This window comes from Paraburkholderia sp. BR10141 (assembly GCF_056155635.1).
This window is the reverse complement of sequence record NZ_JBMIQH010000065.1, coordinates 1-16,547: the sequence shown is the minus strand read 5'-3', so window position 1 is coordinate 16,547 and position 16,547 is coordinate 1. Positions and strand designations below refer to the sequence as shown.

Genomic DNA, 16,547 nt, shown 5'->3' with positions numbered 1-16,547 from the left:
CGATGATCGACCCGAGGCCGGTGAACATCAGCGCGAACGGGCCGATGTTCCGTTGTATCGATTGCTTCACATTGTCTCCTACGTGATGGACAGCGCGAGCGAGCCATACCGGGAGTACGGTATCCATGTACCGTACCGAGCCTGTCTACACGGCCGGCCGGCCCTGATAACGCATGTCCTTGTTGTAATGCCTTGTGACCACTGGGATGTAGAGGCAACCGCAATTGCTGCGGAGACGCGATGATGAAGTGGCCCGACGTGCTCGTCTAATGCTGTGTCGGCATGGACATATGCAAACTTTGCATAAGGAGGGGCTGCGGCTTAGCGAAGAGCCTGGACATTTCACCTTGTTGTTATGCCCGCCAGTTGCCGACGCTGGCCACCGTTCTCACGCTGACATTCGTACGTCCGCTTTCCAGCAGGCAACGGACGTTCCGAAACCGTCAAGGCTTCGAAGGGCCTGACTACTGCGCGGGTGCCTGGTGAGGGTGGTCCGTGGAGCGCCTCCGGGAAGCGTCTTCTGGTCTGGCATCAGCGGATCACCTGGCATCGACACTACTCCTTCACCTCGGCATTCTTTGTTTCATCTCCGGCCATGCCGTCATGGTTCATCGCATCTTCTTTCATCGCGTCTTTGGCCGCGCTGTCGGCGCTCATCGCGTCTGATTCTGTTGCGCTCTTTGCGGTTATCTCCTGACTCGGCGCGTCGTTGGCAGTCGCGTCGGTCGGTACACTATCATCGGCGAAGGCGCCCGCGGTCGCGAACGAGAAGCAGCTGGCGAGAATGGTGGCAGTGAGCTTGTTCATGATGTGATCCCTCAGCGAACCGACAGTGAGTCGGAATATCGATAGGACAGTAGCCCGATGGCGGGAGCCTGGTCTTGCCGCGAATCAGTGACGGGCATGACACCTCCCGGCCCCCCGTCGGCGACGGTCATGTCATTCTTGCGCGGATGGATATGACAGGAAGTCGGCAACCACTCCAAAGGGCATGGGTAAAGACCCGATATGCGTTAGCCGAATCGCTGGGGAATGACTACAGGTAAGGTGTGAAAGGCGTCTGGATGGTTCAACGATCGCAGCGTTATGGCAATGGCCGCTGTACCCTCGAGAAGGGTCTTCCACGCAGCAGATGATCGAACGACGGCAGTGGGTCGATCTCTGTTCACCTTCCCGAAGTAACAGCGAGCGACTTGACCGCGCTTACGCGACAAAGCCTTGCAGACCTTCAAGGACACAGGGCCGGAAACACATCGAACCCGTTTGCCACATCATGACCACAACAAGAAGCCTGGCGCTCATTCTGGCGTGCGTGTTTGCCTCTTCCCAGCAAGGTCACGCGCAATGTGTCGACCTGGTCGCCAGTCTTGATGACGGTCAGTTGATGCAGTCGCGGATTGCGCTGGTCGACCGTGCCGCGCCTACCGAACAGATCCGCATCCTCGCCTACATCTTCGAAATCGATCAGACCGGCGGCCTGCTTTTGCGTCATCTGGTCGAGGCTGCGCGCCGAGGCGTGCCGGTCAAGCTGCTGATCGACGGCATCGGCCCCGAGCCGCACTACCCGTTCGAGGACGAACTCATCGTCGCCCTGCACGAGGTGGCGCCCGGCATTGAACTCCGAATCTTCCATCCACGATCCGATCTCGTCGAGATTTCGCATCGCATGCACGACAAACTGTTCCTGGTTGGCGACACGGGCGTGATCGGCAGTACCTCGATCTGGGATGAGAGCTTCCGCAACTGGCTCAGCGAGCGCGATTTGATGGTGTCGGGCGACGCCGGCCAGGAGGCTTCCTCCCTGCACGCCATGTACCAGCATTTCGCGTTGTTCTGGAATAGCCCGGAAGTGGTTCGCCCCGAGCCGGAAAAATTCCTCAACGTCGAAAGTCCTTATCGAGACTCGCAGGGTTATCCGACGCTGGACCCGGCTCGCATCCATTATTGGCGCGAATGGCTGAAGGCTCCGCTCGATGCTGCTGCCCTGGCGACAGACCTGGCCGCTACCGATACACCCACTGCCTCCGATACGCCCAATGATCCCGCCGCTCCGCCCGCTCGCGGGGCGTATTTTGATCCCGCCTGGATGCCGATCGCCTGCGAGCGACTGCACTATGTCCACGACTGGCCCGACAAGCGCTCGCCAGGCACGTTGCAGGACATGCTAGAAGCATTCGATAAGGCGCAGCACGAAATCCTGATCATCAACCCCTACCTGATCCTGGTGCCGGAACTGCGCGAGGCGCTTGAGCGCAGGCAGCGCGAAGGTGTCCACGTGATCCTGGTGAGCGCCTCGCTGGCGAGCATCACGCAGGAATTCCCCGCGGTCGGGCGCGCCTATGCCGACGATCTGCCCGGCTTGGTGAATGCAGGGATCGAGGTGCGCGAATATTCCGACCGAGAGAACCGCATGATGCACGCCAAGCTGGTCCTCATCGACGGCCATCGATATTATCTTGGCAGTTTCAATTTCGATTCGCTGTCGGCCCGCTTGAATACCGAAAACGGCCTGTGGATAGATATCCCTGAGGACGGGCTCGATCCCTTGCAAGACAGCGTGGCGTACTTCCTGAGCAACTCAAGTTCGGTGAGCGACGCCAATGGCCGCCTTCTGGCGGATCCCGATGCGCGCTGCCGGGCCGCCGGCTGCGGCGGTGCCTGGCGGTGGGTGACGATGCTAATCAGGAACTTCCTCTGAGCGCGGCGTGCCCTGTCCTTGACTCGACGATCCGTCCTTCACCGCGCCGATCTACGCCGCCCTTTTCGAAGGCGACGACGCAACGGGAGAAAGGAATCTGTGCTCTCAAACAACCATCGACTGCTGGGCGAAGATACCCGCCATCGCGCCCTGCGATGATGCCTGGGTGACCGAGGGCAAGAAGGGCGTGGCGAGGTCGCCGGCGGCGTAGATGCCGGGCATGCTGGTTTGGCGGCGCTCGTCGACCTTGAGGACGATGCCGGTGGGCGTATCGACCGTGGCGAGGCCCAGCGATTCATGCAGGCTTGCGGACGGCCTGTTGCGCGGTTGGGCGAACAGGATATCGACCGCGACATTGCGGCCGGTATCGAGATTGACGGTGGCGATATCGCCCATGTGATGGGCGATCTCGACGATCCGGCCATCGACGAGAGGTATGTTGCGGCGCGCCAGATCGGCCTGGATATCGGCCGCAATGTCATGACCATCGGCGAAGACAGTCAACTTGTCAGTCCAATCGCGGAACAACCTGGCAGACTGGTGCGATTGCGGGCTGGACCAGACGAGGCCCCAATGCTGGCCGGCGACTTCAAAGCCGTCGCAATAGGGGCAGGGCACGATGGACGTGCCCCAGCTTTCGGCAAAGCCCGGAACATCAGGCATCTGGTCGGCGACGCCATAGCTCAGGATCAGGCGTCGCGCCCTCAGGCTTTCGTGATCGTCAGTGACGACGCAGAAATCGTCGATGGCGCCAGACACGCTCTCGGCCCGCGCATCGACCAGCCTGATCGTTGGATAGCGCACCAGCTGCTGCCGCGCCTCGACCAGGATGTCCAGCGGCGGCTTGTGATCGTGGCCGAGCAGGCCATGCGAGTGGCCGGCAAAGCGATTGCGCGGCCTGCCGGTATCGAGAACGGTGACCTTGCGGCGGGCACGGCCGAGCTGCAGGGCGGCGGCGAGGCCGGCAAAGCTGCCGCCGATGATGATGACGTCATTCATGGTGTTGGGCTCCGTGTTGTGGATGGAGGGGTCGGCTGGGCGTGGTGTGCAATATCGGCGGGCGATACGCGCTTGAGAGGGTCAGCGAGTAGGTGACCGGCCGGACAATGCCCCATTCGATGTCGCCGGGCGCCCCGGGGAACCCTGATTTGGACAACCGGTGAAACCACCCTTGGCTTGCACATTACGATACTTAATGGTATCGTAATACATGAATTTGAATACTGTCAAGTACTGGAATTGACGTGACCGAAAACAGCCAGGGCCGGCGCGGCCGGCCCGCCAACGAGGCGCTTCGCCAAACGATCGTCGACGCCGCCTGCGAACTCTTTGTGGAATTGGGTTTTCAAGCGACGACCATGGACAAGGTCGCCCAGCGCGCGAAGATATCCAAGCTCAGCATCTATCGGCACTTCGAGAACAAGGAGGCGCTGTTCAGCGCGGCCATGGTGGCCCGCTGCGATCGGTTTGCACCGCAGGCCCTTTCTGAAGGCGTCGACGGTTCGGCCGAAGATCAGCTCATGGCGGTGGGATCATCCCTGCTTCGCACGCTGTTGAGCCCGGACGTCCGCAGTGTCGAAGCCATGGTGTTGGCCGACAAGACGAATCAACCGTCGTTAAGCAAGCTCCATTACGATGCCGGGCCCGCGCATGTCATCGCCCAAATCGAGGCCGTGTTGAGTCAGTTGCACGCGAAAGCGATTCTGAACGTACCCGACGCTCTCCAGTCGGCCCGCTTGTTTGCCGCGCTGTTCAAAGGATCCGATCTCCTGCTTATCGCCCGCTTCGACGAGGCGAGAGCAGAGGACGACAACGAAATCGAATCCTATTGCCGGTCGGCCGTCGCCATGTTCATCGCCGCGCACGGTGGCATCTAACGATGCCATCGCGGCCGATGAAGAACACGCAGCAGTTGCATACGCTGTTCTAAGTGGAACGACAGAGAAGGGTCGAACCGAGCCCTAACGTGGCAATCTGCGAAGCGCTTTTTGGCGGATGGAACGCGCCGGCGTGCTGCCTGTCCCACCGATCACTCACACGATCCACTCCCCATCACGCACGACGACACATCCATTCGCGACAACCAGCTTGCGCTTGGGCCGCGCGACGACGGCCTGCGCGACGCTCTCCGCCTCGACGACGACGAGGTCCGCCCGCGCCCCAACCTGCAGACCGTAGTCGGCGAAACCGCAGCCACGCGCGGCGGCCACGCTCACGCAGTCGAATGCGATAGCGATATCGTCGTCGCGCCGCAAGTCGTAGCGCAAGCCGATCAACATGGCACGCTCGAGCATGTCGGGCACACCATACGGCGACCACGTGTCGCGAATGCCGTCGTTGCCGCCAAACACCGTCACGCCCCTGTCGCGGCAGACCTTGAGCGGCGGAACCGGGCACGAAGGCGGCGCGCTCGTCAGCAGCGCCACGCGCAGTTGCGCAATCCGGTCGATCAATGCGTCGCGCACACGCTCCGGCAACGCGCCCAGACAAAACGCGTGACTCACGACCACCTGACCTTGCATGCCGAGCGCCTGCACGCGATCGAGCAGCAGTTTCAGCGTGAACGCCCCGACCTCGCCGGGTTCGTGCAGATGAATATCGATCGGCTTGCGATGGCGCTCCGCCAGTGCGAACGTGGCATCGAGCGAGGCCACGGGATCGCCGTCGATCAGCGCCGGGTCGAGCGCGCCGAGCACGTCGGCGCCGGCCGCCAGTGCGCTGTCGAGCAGTTCGACCGTACCGGGCCGGATCAGCATGCCCGACTGCGGAAACGCGACGATCTGCAGGTCGAGGACATCGCGCAGCGTCTGCCGCGTGGCGAGCACGCCTTCGAGGTAGCGCAACCGCGCGTCGGTGTCGATGTCGACATGGGTCCGCAGGCGCGTCGTGCCGGCCTGCACGAATGCACGCGCCAGCGCGAGCGACTGGGCGGCGGCATCGTGGCCCGAGGTCCTGCGCCATTCGCGCTCGTTGGCGATGCGGTCGGTGAGCAGCGGCCCTACCTCGTTGCGATACCACGGGCGGCCCCAGTTGCTCTTGTCGAGGTGCGTGTGGCCTTCGACGAATCCGGGCAGCAGCAGCCCTGCGCCGCCGACGACGACTGGTACGCCCGGCTGTGCCGCGACGTGGGGTCCGATTGCCTCGATGCGGCCATCGGCGAGCGCGACGCCAACGCGCTGGCCGTCGGCCAGCCTGACGTTGGAGAGATGAAGCGCGGAAGTCGTGAATGTCATGCCGATTCTCCGTGAAACATCGCAGGATCTTATCGATTCGGCCGGATATTCGAAGATTAGATGTTCTACTACCTCTGCCCGCAAAAAAAAACGGCGGCGCCGGTTGTCGACCCGGCACCGCCGAACATACTGCTTTCGGAGCGTGAAGACTTAGAAGCGGTGAATGATACCGATCGCGCCCGCCACCTGGCTGCGCGACGAGGACGGCGCGCTGTTCTGGCCATCGCCGATGTCGGCAGTCGCGTTGATGATGTTGCCCGCGCCGTTCGTGCCAAGCGTCTGACCGCCTGCGCGCTGGTACGCCTCGACGAAGTACAGACCCGTGCGCTTCGACAGCGTGTAGTACTGCGACAGGTTGTACTGTGCGTACGAAGCCGAGCTCTGGATGCCGTTGGCCTTGGTCGCGCGCGTGTAGGAGAACCCAGCCGCGAGGTCGAGCACGGTGATCGGCTTGTAGTGCAGCACGACGCCGCCCGTGTTCCAGATCTGCGTGTCGTGGAAGGACGAACCCGTGCCCGGAATGTACTGGACGTTCGAGTAAGCCACCGAAATGTCCCACTGCGAGGTGAACTGGTAGCCAGCTGTCACAGCCAGGCGCTGCTGCGACTGTGTCGTCTGGAAGCCGTTCGTGAGAGCCGACACGCCCGGCTCGCCGTTGCTGTAAGCCGTCGAGTTCGCGCTCCATGCGCCGCCGTTAGGCGTCGCGTTGTGCAGGCGCTCGAAGCCTACGGCGATGCCTGCCGGACCGTGCAGGTATTGCGCGGCAAGGCTCCACGTCTGGCCTGCGCCGGTGCTGCCCGCCACGCCGCCCAGTGCATACATGCCGCTCACGGTCAGGCCCGCGATGTTCGGCGACGTATAGACCAGCGCGTTGTTGATGCGATAGATGGTGTCCATCGAGTCGATGTCGCCCGGGTGCGCGCCGTATGCGCCGGTCAGCCACGTGGTCGGGCTGTACGGCGAAAGCAGCGTGTAGTACGGGGCGTACTGGCGGCCGGCCGTCAGCGTGCCGTAGTTCGCGTTCGTGACACCCACGAACGCCTGGCGGCTGAACATCAGGTTCGTGGTTTGCTGTGCGCCCGTTGCCGAATTGAAGCCTTCTTCAAGGGTGAAGATCGCGCGCGTGCCGCCGCCCAGATCTTCGCCGCCCTTCAAGCCGAAGCGCGAACCGGCCCAGATGCCCTGCGCCATCTTGACGAGCGAACGTCCGCCAGAAGTCTTGCCCAGCGAGGTGGAGCTGCTTTGATAACCAATACCGTTATCGACGATACCGTACAGCGTGACGCTGCTTTGCGCGTGAGCGCCCAGCGCGGCGAGTCCAAGCGCGGAAGCGAGGATAGTCTTTTTCATCAGTCGTCCTATCTTTAGTCGTTGTGGTTTGATACTCGTTAAAACCCTGGTTGCTACATTGCCTCCTGTCCGGCAAGGAGCGCATCACCCCTGAAGCGCTCCCGGCCGAATTCGTCTCCTTAGTGAATCTCGGGTTCGCCGCCGGCGCTGGCGCACGAGCCGCCCACGCCGTCACGCTGCATGAAGTCGAACTCGCAGCCGTTGTTGGCCTGCATGACGTGCATCTGGTACATCGCGCCATATCCGCGCCTGAAGCGCGGTTCCGGTGCGACCCACGCGGCCTTGCGGCGCGCCATTTCCTCGTCCGAAATCAGCACGTTCAGGCGGCGCTCCGGCACGTTCAGCTCGATCAGGTCGCCGTCCTGCACGAGGGCGAGCGGACCGCCGATGAACGATTCCGGCGCCACGTGCAAAACGCATGCGCCGTAGCTCGTGCCGCTCATGCGCGCGTCGGAAATACGCAACATGTCGCGCACGCCCTTCTGCAGAATCTTTTGCGGAATCGGCAGCTGGCCCCACTCCGGCATGCCCGGCGCGCCGACAGGACCCGCGTGCTGGAGCACGATCACGCTGTTCTCGTCGCAGTCGAGCTCTTCACTGTCGATGCGCGCAGCCATGTCGTTGTAATCCTTGAACACTACGGCCTTGCCCGTGTGCACGTGCAGGCGCTTTTCCGCCGCACCGGGCTTGATGACGGCGCCGTCCGGTGCGAGATTGCCGCGCAGCACGGCGAGGCCCGTATCCGGCATGAGCGGCTTCGCGCGGCGATAGATTACCTCTTCGCTGTAGATTTGCGCGTCGGCGATGTTTTCGCCGAGCGTCTTGCCGTTCACGGTCATCTGCGTGCCGTCGATCAGCTCGCCGAGTTCCTTGAGCATCGCGCGCAGGCCGCCGGCGTAGTAGAAGTCCTCCATGAGGTACTTGCCGGTCGGGCGGATGTTCGCGAGCACCGGCGTGCGGCGCGCGATTTCATCGTACTGCGCGAGCGTGAGATCGACACCGGCGCGGCGCGCAAGCGCGATCATGTGGACGATCGCGTTGGTCGAGCCCGAAAGCGCGAGACACGTGGTCACGGCGTTGTCGACCGACTTGCGCGTGATGATGTCCGACGGCTTCAGGTCTTCCCACACCATCTCGACGATGCGCATGCCCGTCTTTGCCGACATCTGCGCGTGGCGCGAGTCCGGCGCGGGAATCGAGGCGAAGCCCGGCAGCGTGAAGCCCAAGGCTTCCGCGGCGCTCGTCATCGTCGATGCCGTGCCCATCGTCATGCAGTGGCCCGGCGAGCGTGCAATGCCGCCTTCCACGCCCTTCCAGTCCTCTTCGGTGATCTTGCCCGCGCGCAGGTCGGCCCAGTACTTCCAGGTGTCCGAACCCGAACCGAGCGTCACGCCGTTCCAGTTGCCGTTGAGCATCGGACCCGCGGGCAGGAAAATAGTCGGCAGATCCATCGAGATCGCGCCCATCAGCAGCGCGGGCGTGGTCTTGTCGCAGCCGCCCATCAGCACGACGCCGTCGGCCGGGTACGAACGGATCGTCTCTTCCGCCTCCATGGCGAGGAAGTTGCGATAGAGCATCGTGGTGGGCTTCTGGAACGGCTCGGCAAGCGTCTGCACCGGCAGTTCGATCGGGAAACCACCCGCCTGCCAGATGCCGCGCTTGACCTCTTCCACGCGCTGCTTGAAGTGCGTATGGCAAGGGTTGATCTCGCTCCACGTATTGAGGATGGCGATCACCGGTTTGCCCGCGTACTCCTCGCGGCTGTAGCCCATCTGCGCGGTGCGCGAGCGATGGCCGAACGACCGCAGGTCGTTCACGCCATACCAGCGGTGGCTGCGCAGTTCTTCGGGGGTCTTTCGCTTCTTGCTCATCTTGCGTTGCTCCAGGTGTTTCCAGTAAAGCCGCCGGCCCTAGCGCTGCTCCTTCACGCGCGACACGAGCTGTGTCGGGCTGACGAACTGCAGTGCCACCAGCACCCACGCGAGCGTGATGGCCATGTAGATCATGGCCATCGCGTCGATGGATTGCGGCGCACGCACGCCCGTCGAGAAGACGGCGTAGTACAGCGCAACCACCAGCGTCTGCGTGTCGGGCCCGGCGGTAAAGAAAGTGAGTTCAAACATGCCGATCGTGCGCACCAGCACGAGCAGCCCGGCCGCCAGCATCCCCGGCACGAGGAGCGGCAGCAGTACATAACGGAAATAGCGCAGCGTGTTCGCGCCGAAAATGCGCGCGGCCGACTCGAGGTTCGGATCGATCTGCTCGATGAACGGCGTCATCACGAGGATCACGAACGGCAGCGCGGGCACCAGGTTCGCGAGGATCACGCCGGGCAACGTGCCCGCGAGGCCGATCTGGTACATGGCGGTCGCCATCGGAATACCGTACGTGACGGGCGGCACCATGAGCGGCAGCAGGAACACGAGCATAGCAATGCGCTTGCCTGGGAACTGCGCGCGCGCTAGAGCGTAGGCCGCGGGCACGCCCAGCGCGATGGACAGCAGCACGACCGAGCCGACCACTTCGAACGTCACCCACAGCACGCTCGACAACTGGAAGTCGCGCCACGCCTGCGCATACCAGTGCAGCGTGAAGCCTTGCGGCAGCGGCGTGCCGAACCATCGCGTGGCGATCGAGTTCACGCCCACGGTAGCGATCAGCAGCACCACGTTGAGCAGGAAGAACACCACACCGCCCCAGACGAACACTTTCCAGAGCACGTCGGGCAGGCGCGAAGCGGCCCTCGCCTGCGCTACGCTGGTGGCCGAAGCGGAACGTTCCTCGCCCGCCTGTGCACCCGGGCCGAGCCCGGCCGCGTTACGTTGATGGGCGCTCATCAGCCTTTCCCCCCGCTCACCGGGCCCGAGTAGAAGAAGCGCTTGGCGCTCAACATCGCGGCCACGACGATCAACTGCACGAAGCCCATCACGATGGCGATGGTCGAGGCGAGCGAGTAGTCATAGCTCTCGAACGCCGCCTCCGCTGCCGCAATGGAGATCACGCGCGTGGGACCCGCGGGCGCACCGAGCAGCACCGCCGAAGGAAACACCGAATACGCCTGCACGAACGACAGGCACGCGGCCATCGTGAGACCGGGCGCGAGCAGCGGCAAATAGATTTGCCGGAACTGCTGCCACGGGCCTGCGCCAAGCGTGGCCGCCGCCCGCGCGAGCGTCGGGTCGATGCCGGTGACGTACGAGAGCGTGAGCAGAAACGCGAACGGGAAACCCGAAACGATCAGCGAAATCAGCACGCCCCAATAGTTGTGCGTGAGCCGGATCTCTTCGTTCGTATACAGATGCAGTGCGTGCAGCGCCTGCGGGAACCAGCCGTTCGGGCCGAAGTAGCTGAGCATGCCGTCGGCGATCAGCACAGTGCCGAGCGTGACGGGAATGACGAGCAGCGTGGTCACGAGCTTCTGGTACGGCGACTTGCGGCGCAGCGCGAAGGCCACCGGCAGGGAGAGCCCGACATTGATGATCGTCGCGGGCACCGCCAGCTTGAGCGTGACGAACACCGTGGGCCACAGCGAGAGGTCGTGAACGAACTGCAGGTAATTCGCGAACATGCCGCCGCCGTTCATCGGCCTGAACGACAGCACGAGACCGTAGGCGAACGGATAGAGGAACATCGCGATGATGAAGCCGAGCGCGGGCGTGATGAGCCAGCCGCGAGAATCGCGCGGCGTCTTGACCAGCGACGGAAGGAGCGTGCTCATGACGCACGCTCCGCGTAGGCCAGCACGTGCGAAGGCGCGACGCGCAGCGTGGCGCGCTCGCCCGCTTCGAATTCGCCTTCCACGCGCGCCCACAGCTTGCCGAACGGCGCGTTGGCGAGCAGCAGCGAATCGCGGCCGCCGTATTCGACCATTTCCACTTCGACGTCGAAGGCGTTCGCATCGCCCGCGTTGGCGCGCTCGAAATCCTCGGGGCGCATGGCCACGGAAATTTCGCCGCCGTTCAGCTCGCCCATCGGCACGCCTGTGAGCGTGATGCCCGAAGACGACATCGCAACATGCGCGCCCTGCTCGCCCGTCATGGCGAACGGCAGCACATTGCGAAAGCCCATGAAGCGCGCAACGTGCAGATTCGAGGGGCGGCTATACACTTCCTTCGGCGTCGCGACCTGCTGCACGACGCCCTCTTTCATCACGACGATGCGGTCCGCCATCGAAAGCGCTTCGTCCTGATCGTGGGTCACGTAAATCGTGGCGCGTTCGAGCTGCCCGTGAATGCGGCGGATTTCCGCGCGCATTTCGATGCGCAGCTTGGTGTCGAGGTTAGAGAGCGGCTCGTCCATCAGCACGAGCGGCGGCTCGATGACGATGGCGCGGGCAATCGCCACGCGCTGCTGCTGGCCGCCCGAAAGCTGGCCCGGCAGCTTGTTTTCATGGCCGACGAGCTGCACGAGCTGCAGCGCCTCGCGCGCGCGGCGCTTCGCCTCTTCGCGCGGCACGCCCTGCATTTTCAGGCCGAAGCCGACGTTTTCCAGCACCGTCATGTGCGGGAACAACGCGTAATTCTGGAACACCATACCGAAGCCGCGTTTCTCGGGCGGCAGCACGTCGATGCGCTGGTCATCAAGCCAGATGCTGCCGCTCGTGAGCGGCTGCAGACCGGCGATGCAATTGAGCGCCGTGGATTTGCCGCAGCCCGACGGCCCTAGCAGCGCGATGAATTCGCCGCGGCGAACGTCGAGGTCGAGACCGCGCAGCGCGGCGAGCTGCGTCCCCTCTGCGCTAGTGAAGCTACGACACACCGAGTCGAGGCGCAGGCGATCGAAAGAATGCTTCATGACACGTTCCTGATCAACAAGATCAACTACGTACGAATGGAACGCGGACGGCACTCAACCCGAATGAGCGACTCGAATACCGTCCGTCCATTGCTGATTCTTCCTCTCGTTACTGCGACTTCTGCGAACCGACTTCGCGGTCCCATTTCTGGAACGCCGCGACCATCGCCTGCGCCGAAAGCGGCTGGACATGCGGATAGGCCGTGAGCCACTTCGCGTACTCGGGGCGGCCGTATTTCGCGATCACGTCCTGGCTTTCCTTCGGCGCCATCTGCAGCGTGACGTCCTTCACTGCCGGGCCCGGATAGAAGTAGCCGTCGTCATACGTCATGGCCTGCTGCTGCGGCTCGAGCATGAAGTTCATGAGTTTGAGCAGCACCGCGAGCTTCTCTTTCGAAACGCCCTTCGGCACGACCATATAGTGGGCGTCGTTCACCCACGTCATGTTGTTGAACGCTTGCACCTTGAAGTCCGCCGGCACGATGCCGAGCGCGCGCGGGTTGATGTCCCAGCCCGTCACCGTCACGGTCATGTCGCGCGTGCCTTCGCCCAATTCCTTCATCACCGCCGAGGTGCCGCCCGGGTAGTACGGCACGCACGAGTTCAGCTCCTTCAGGAACGCCCAGGTCTTGTCCCAGCCGTTGATCGGGTCTTGCGGGTTCTTGTCGCCGAGCAGGTAAGGCAGGCCCATCAGGAACGTGCGGCCCGGCCCCGAGTTGGCCGGACGCGCATAGATCAGCTTGCCGGGGTTCGCCTTGCACCACGTCAGCAGTTCCTGCGGCGTTTGCGGCGGCCTGGCGACCTTGGCCGGGTTGTATTCGATCAGCGGACCGGCCGGCATGTACGCCACTTCGAGGCCATAGCCTTGCGCCAGGTCCTGCATCTTGCGCGCGCCCGGCGCGTACTTGTCGAGCACGCCCGGCAGCGCGGCCTGCTGGTCGGGCAGCAGCTTCATCCAGAGATTCTGTTCGATGCCGGCGGCGAGCGCGTCGGTCCCCGTCAGCACGAGATCGATGTCGGCGCGACCGGCGGCCTGCATGGCCTTGATCTTGCCAGGCAACTGCGGCGCGGGCGCGTTGGTGTAAGTGATGTTGGAGACGAGATTCGGGTTTTTCGCCTTGAACGCTTCGAAAGCCTTCTGCGTGAGCTGCAGGTTACCGGCCACGTCGACTATGTTCAGCGAAACGGGATCGGCCTTTGCCGCGCTCATGCCGAGCGCCGCGGCGGCCGCCACACACACGGCCAGCACCCTGGCCTTCAAACGTCCATCGAACATCGCATCTCCTCACATCTCTGTTTATGGAATTTGTTCTACGCGACCCGTCGATTCTTGTATTTTCAAAGCCGGACACAGGATGCCGAACCACGCATCAAGTTGTCAAGCAACGTCAGGCTCTTTGTGAGACTACTGTGAGCCTCTTGTCGGGCTCCTTTTGGAGAAAGCGCCTGCAAGGCTTCTGCAGGCGCTTTTCTGACCGCTTTCGCGGGATTACTGCTTCACCAGCTCGCCGTCGCGCAAACGCCACAGCGCGAGCGGATTGTTGTTCTGCAGTGTGACCGGCAGCAGTTCGGCCGGCAGGTCCTGGTAGCAGACCGGACGCAGGAAGCGCTCGATCGCCATCGCGCCCACCGAAGTCGAGCGCGCGTCCGAAGTGGCCGGGAACGGGCCGCCGTGAACCATCGCATACGAGACTTCGACACCCGTCGGGAAGCCGTTCGCGAGAATGCGGCCGGCCTTGCGCTCGAGAATCGGCAAGAGGCGCGCGGCCATCGCGTAGTCGTCGCGGTCGATGTGCAGCGTCGCCGTGAGCTGGCCTTCGAGGTGCTCCGCCACGCGCGCGAGTTCCGCTTCGTCGCGGCACGCCACGACGACCGAGGTCGGCCCGAAGATCTCGTCCGACAACGCGTGCTGGGCGAGGAACTGCTCGGCGCTCGCCTTGAAGAGGACCGGCAGTGCGTCGCAATGCGCTTCTGTCTTCGTGCCTTCGGCCAGATTCTCGATGCCCGGCAGCTGCTTGCGCGCCGCAATCGCTTCGCCATACGTCGAGGCGATGCCGGGAGTCAGCATGCTCTGCGAGGGCTTCTGCGTGAGCGCGGCGCTCGCCGCCTTCACGAAGCGGTCAAGTTCCGGCGAGTCGATCGCGAACACGAGGCCTGGGTTCGTGCAGAACTGGCCCACGCCCAGCGTGAGCGAATCGACAAAGCCTTGCGCGAGCGCGTCGCCGCGGGCGGCCAGCGCCGCGGGCAGCACGAACATCGGGTTGATGCTGCTCATTTCGGCGTAGACCGGAATCGGCTCGGGACGCGCGGCCGCGATGTGCGAAAGCGCGAGACCGCCGCGGCGCGAGCCCGTGAAGCCCACGGCCTTGATAGCCGGGTGCGCCACGAGCGTTTCGCCCGCTTCGTTGCCGCCGCCGAAGACGAGCGAGAACACGCCTTCGGGCAGGCCGACGTCAGCCACGGCCTGCTGGATCGCGCGGCCCACGAGTTCCGAGGTGCCCGGATGCGCGAGGTGCGCCTTCACGACGACCGGGCAGCCGGCAGCCAGCGCCGAAGCCGTGTCGCCGCCCGCCACCGAAAACGCCAGCGGGAAGTTGCTCGCGCCGAACACGGCCACCGGGCCGAGCGGGATGCGATGCGCGCGCAGGTCCGAGCGCGGCAGCGGCTTGCGCTCGGGCAGCGCCGAGTCGAGCACGGCGCCGCACCAGCGGCCGTCGCGCACGAGCGACGCGAAAAGGCGCAGCTGCCCGACCGTGCGGCCGCGCTCGCCTTCGAGGCGCGCCTTGGGCAGCGCCGATTCGAGATGCGCGCGCTCGATCAGCGCGTCGCCGGTGCCGAGAATGCGCTCGGCGATCGCTTCGAGCAGGCGCGCACGCGTTTCGTGCGGCGCGGCGCGGAAGGCGTCGAACGCCTGCGCCGCGAGTTCACAGGCGCGCGCGACTTCGGCCTTGCCGCCGAGGCCGAAAGAAGGCTCGATCTCCTGGCCGAGCGCGGGCGCGAAGGCGCGCATCTCGCCCGCCTCGCCGCGCACCGCTTGCGCGCCCAACAACATGGCTCCAGTAATCTGCATGTTCGCTCCGTTCAAATGCTATCTGCCATTTATGCGCTGGCGGTCTGGGCCGTTGCGGCCAGCTTCTGCTCGAACGCGAGCAGCGCCCTGGCCGCGTCGCCGATCGCCGGCAGCGCCTCAGCGGGCGACTGCGAGAGCAGCGGCAGGATCGGACCCATGTCGGCAATGCCCGAGAGCGTCACGGCGTCATGCAGCACGCGGATGAGCGAGATGTTGTCGCGCAGCGTTTCGAGCGGCATGAAGGCATCGTAGAGGCGCTGGGCTTCTTCCGCACGGCCCTCCTTCGCGGCCTTCAGGAGCGCCATGATGGCGCTCGAAGCGATACAGCCCGAGCCCGTGGTCCAGGCAGCCAGACCGAAGTCGCGCACGTGGACCAGCGCCGGACGCTCACCCATTCCCGAGACGACCTTCGAGGCCGGCACGCTTTCCAGCAGGCGGCGCAGATACGGATCGTTCGCCGGGTCCTTGCGCACGATGGCGTACTTCACCGCAATGAGCGTGCCGCGGTCGATCAGGCGCACGAGCGTGTCGACGTCGACGTAGTCTTCGCTCTTGATATAGAGCGTGAGCGGAATACCGGCGGTGTCGGCGATACGCGCGAGACCGGCTTCGACGCCTGCGGGCGTGGTGAAGCCGGAGAGCGGCAGCACCATGGCCGTCTTGTATTGCGTTTGCGCGAGGATGCGCGCCTGGTCGAGCATCTTGCCGTAGTCGGGGCCGATGGCCGGAATCACGCGCGTTTCGGGCGCGGTGAGGCCGGCGAGCATGTCAAGCAACTCGCGGAATTCGCTCACGGCGACGTGGTACAGATTCGCATTGCCGCCGTACAGCAGCGTGCGAATACCGCCCGCTTCCATATGGCGGATCAGCTTGCGGTTCTGTTCGACGTCGAGGGAGAAGTCGGGGCGGCGTGCGAGCGGCGGCACTGCCATCACAGTCGAGGCGAATTCGCTCTCGACAATCGGGGACACGTTCATGAGGCCTCGTGCTGGGATGGTGGGTTGTCAATACCGGGCACAGTAGCACTGGCCCACCGTAGTTGTCAAACAACTTGTTGCATTTGTTGGGGTTTGTTCGGAGGGTATGACAACCGTGGTCCGCTCGCCCTTGCGCGGTCGGTACCGGCCCCGTAAAGGTATATTGTAGAATTGCGCTCCAATCGTGGAACCGGTTCCATTTAACATCTCCGTTCCGTGGCCGCCGCGGCGGATGTCACGCGCAACAACTCAGGATGGCTACGCGGACACGGTCGAACCACACCGCGCCGAACTCATACAGAATCCCACCATGTCTGAATCTCCTCTCACGACACGCCGCGGCTTCCTGCGCACGGCAGCGGTGCTCGTACCCGCCAGCGCACTGGCGGGCTGCGAGGGCGGCAAGCAGCCGTCGAGCGAAACCG

At 64.0% G+C, this 16,547-nt stretch carries 13 protein-coding genes; 2 read left to right on the top strand and 11 right to left on the bottom strand.

Annotated elements, in window-relative coordinates; genetic code table 11:
* Positions 1-555 precede the first annotated feature (555 nt).
* Positions 556-807 carry a pentapeptide MXKDX repeat protein gene (locus ACOJB8_RS39550; protein WP_069267335.1) on the bottom strand — a complete coding sequence of 84 codons (252 nt, stop codon included), beginning with the start codon at positions 805-807 and terminating at the stop codon, positions 556-558.
* A gap of 466 nt (positions 808-1,273) precedes the next feature.
* Here ACOJB8_RS39550 and ACOJB8_RS39545 point away from each other — a divergent pair, with 466 nt between their 5' ends.
* The gene (locus ACOJB8_RS39545; RefSeq protein WP_475017645.1) at positions 1,274-2,698 is read left to right on the top strand and encodes a phospholipase D-like domain-containing protein; all 1,425 of its coding nucleotides are present in this window, start codon (positions 1,274-1,276) and stop codon (positions 2,696-2,698) included.
* Between the two features lie 105 nt (positions 2,699-2,803).
* Here ACOJB8_RS39545 and ACOJB8_RS39540 read toward each other — a convergent pair whose 3' ends face one another.
* On the bottom strand, positions 2,804-3,697 hold the full coding sequence (locus ACOJB8_RS39540; protein ID WP_069267332.1) for an NAD(P)/FAD-dependent oxidoreductase: 894 nt from the start codon (positions 3,695-3,697) through the stop codon (positions 2,804-2,806).
* Between the two features lie 245 nt (positions 3,698-3,942).
* On the opposite strand from ACOJB8_RS39540, the gene ACOJB8_RS39535 reads away from it, so the two are divergent.
* A complete protein-coding gene (locus ACOJB8_RS39535) occupies positions 3,943-4,575 on the top strand; it encodes a TetR/AcrR family transcriptional regulator (RefSeq protein WP_069267331.1) in 633 nt (210 codons plus the stop codon).
* A gap of 156 nt (positions 4,576-4,731) precedes the next feature.
* Here the strand turns inward: ACOJB8_RS39535 and ACOJB8_RS39530 are convergent, their stop codons facing one another.
* The 9 genes from ACOJB8_RS39530 to ACOJB8_RS39490 all read right to left on the bottom strand — a co-directional run bounded on the left by ACOJB8_RS39530 (position 4,732) and on the right by ACOJB8_RS39490 (position 16,122).
* A complete protein-coding gene (locus ACOJB8_RS39530) occupies positions 4,732-5,931 on the bottom strand; it encodes an amidohydrolase family protein (protein WP_475017642.1) in 1,200 nt (399 codons plus the stop codon).
* A 150-nt stretch (positions 5,932-6,081) separates the two neighbouring features.
* Entirely contained in the window at positions 6,082-7,281 is a 1,200-nt protein-coding gene (locus tag ACOJB8_RS39525; RefSeq protein WP_069267329.1) for a porin, read from the bottom strand.
* Between the two features lie 119 nt (positions 7,282-7,400).
* Positions 7,401-9,152, bottom strand: a complete 1,752-nt coding sequence (araD, locus tag ACOJB8_RS39520; RefSeq protein ID WP_475017640.1) for an L-arabinonate dehydratase — start codon at positions 9,150-9,152, stop codon at positions 7,401-7,403.
* 39 nt (positions 9,153-9,191) lie between these two features.
* Entirely contained in the window at positions 9,192-10,118 is a 927-nt protein-coding gene (locus tag ACOJB8_RS39515; RefSeq protein ID WP_475017638.1) for an ABC transporter permease, read from the bottom strand.
* Positions 10,118-10,999 carry an ABC transporter permease gene (locus tag ACOJB8_RS39510; RefSeq protein WP_475017637.1) on the bottom strand — a complete coding sequence of 294 codons (882 nt, stop codon included), beginning with the start codon at positions 10,997-10,999 and terminating at the stop codon, positions 10,118-10,120. The genes ACOJB8_RS39515 and ACOJB8_RS39510 overlap by 1 nt, the downstream gene beginning before the upstream one ends.
* On the bottom strand, positions 10,996-12,075 hold the full coding sequence (locus tag ACOJB8_RS39505) for an ABC transporter ATP-binding protein (protein ID WP_368618449.1): 1,080 nt from the start codon (positions 12,073-12,075) through the stop codon (positions 10,996-10,998). Before ACOJB8_RS39505 ends, ACOJB8_RS39510 begins: the two co-directional genes overlap by 4 nt.
* Before the next feature lie 109 nt (positions 12,076-12,184).
* Entirely contained in the window at positions 12,185-13,285 is a 1,101-nt protein-coding gene (locus ACOJB8_RS39500; protein ID WP_368603067.1) for an ABC transporter substrate-binding protein, read from the bottom strand.
* Positions 13,286-13,564: 279 nt separating this feature from the next.
* On the bottom strand, positions 13,565-15,145 hold the full coding sequence (locus ACOJB8_RS39495) for an aldehyde dehydrogenase (NADP(+)) (RefSeq protein ID WP_475017634.1): 1,581 nt from the start codon (positions 15,143-15,145) through the stop codon (positions 13,565-13,567).
* A 29-nt stretch (positions 15,146-15,174) separates the two neighbouring features.
* The gene (locus ACOJB8_RS39490; protein WP_368603043.1) at positions 15,175-16,122 is read right to left on the bottom strand and encodes a dihydrodipicolinate synthase family protein; all 948 of its coding nucleotides are present in this window, start codon (positions 16,120-16,122) and stop codon (positions 15,175-15,177) included.
* Between the last annotated feature and the right edge of the window lie 425 nt (positions 16,123-16,547).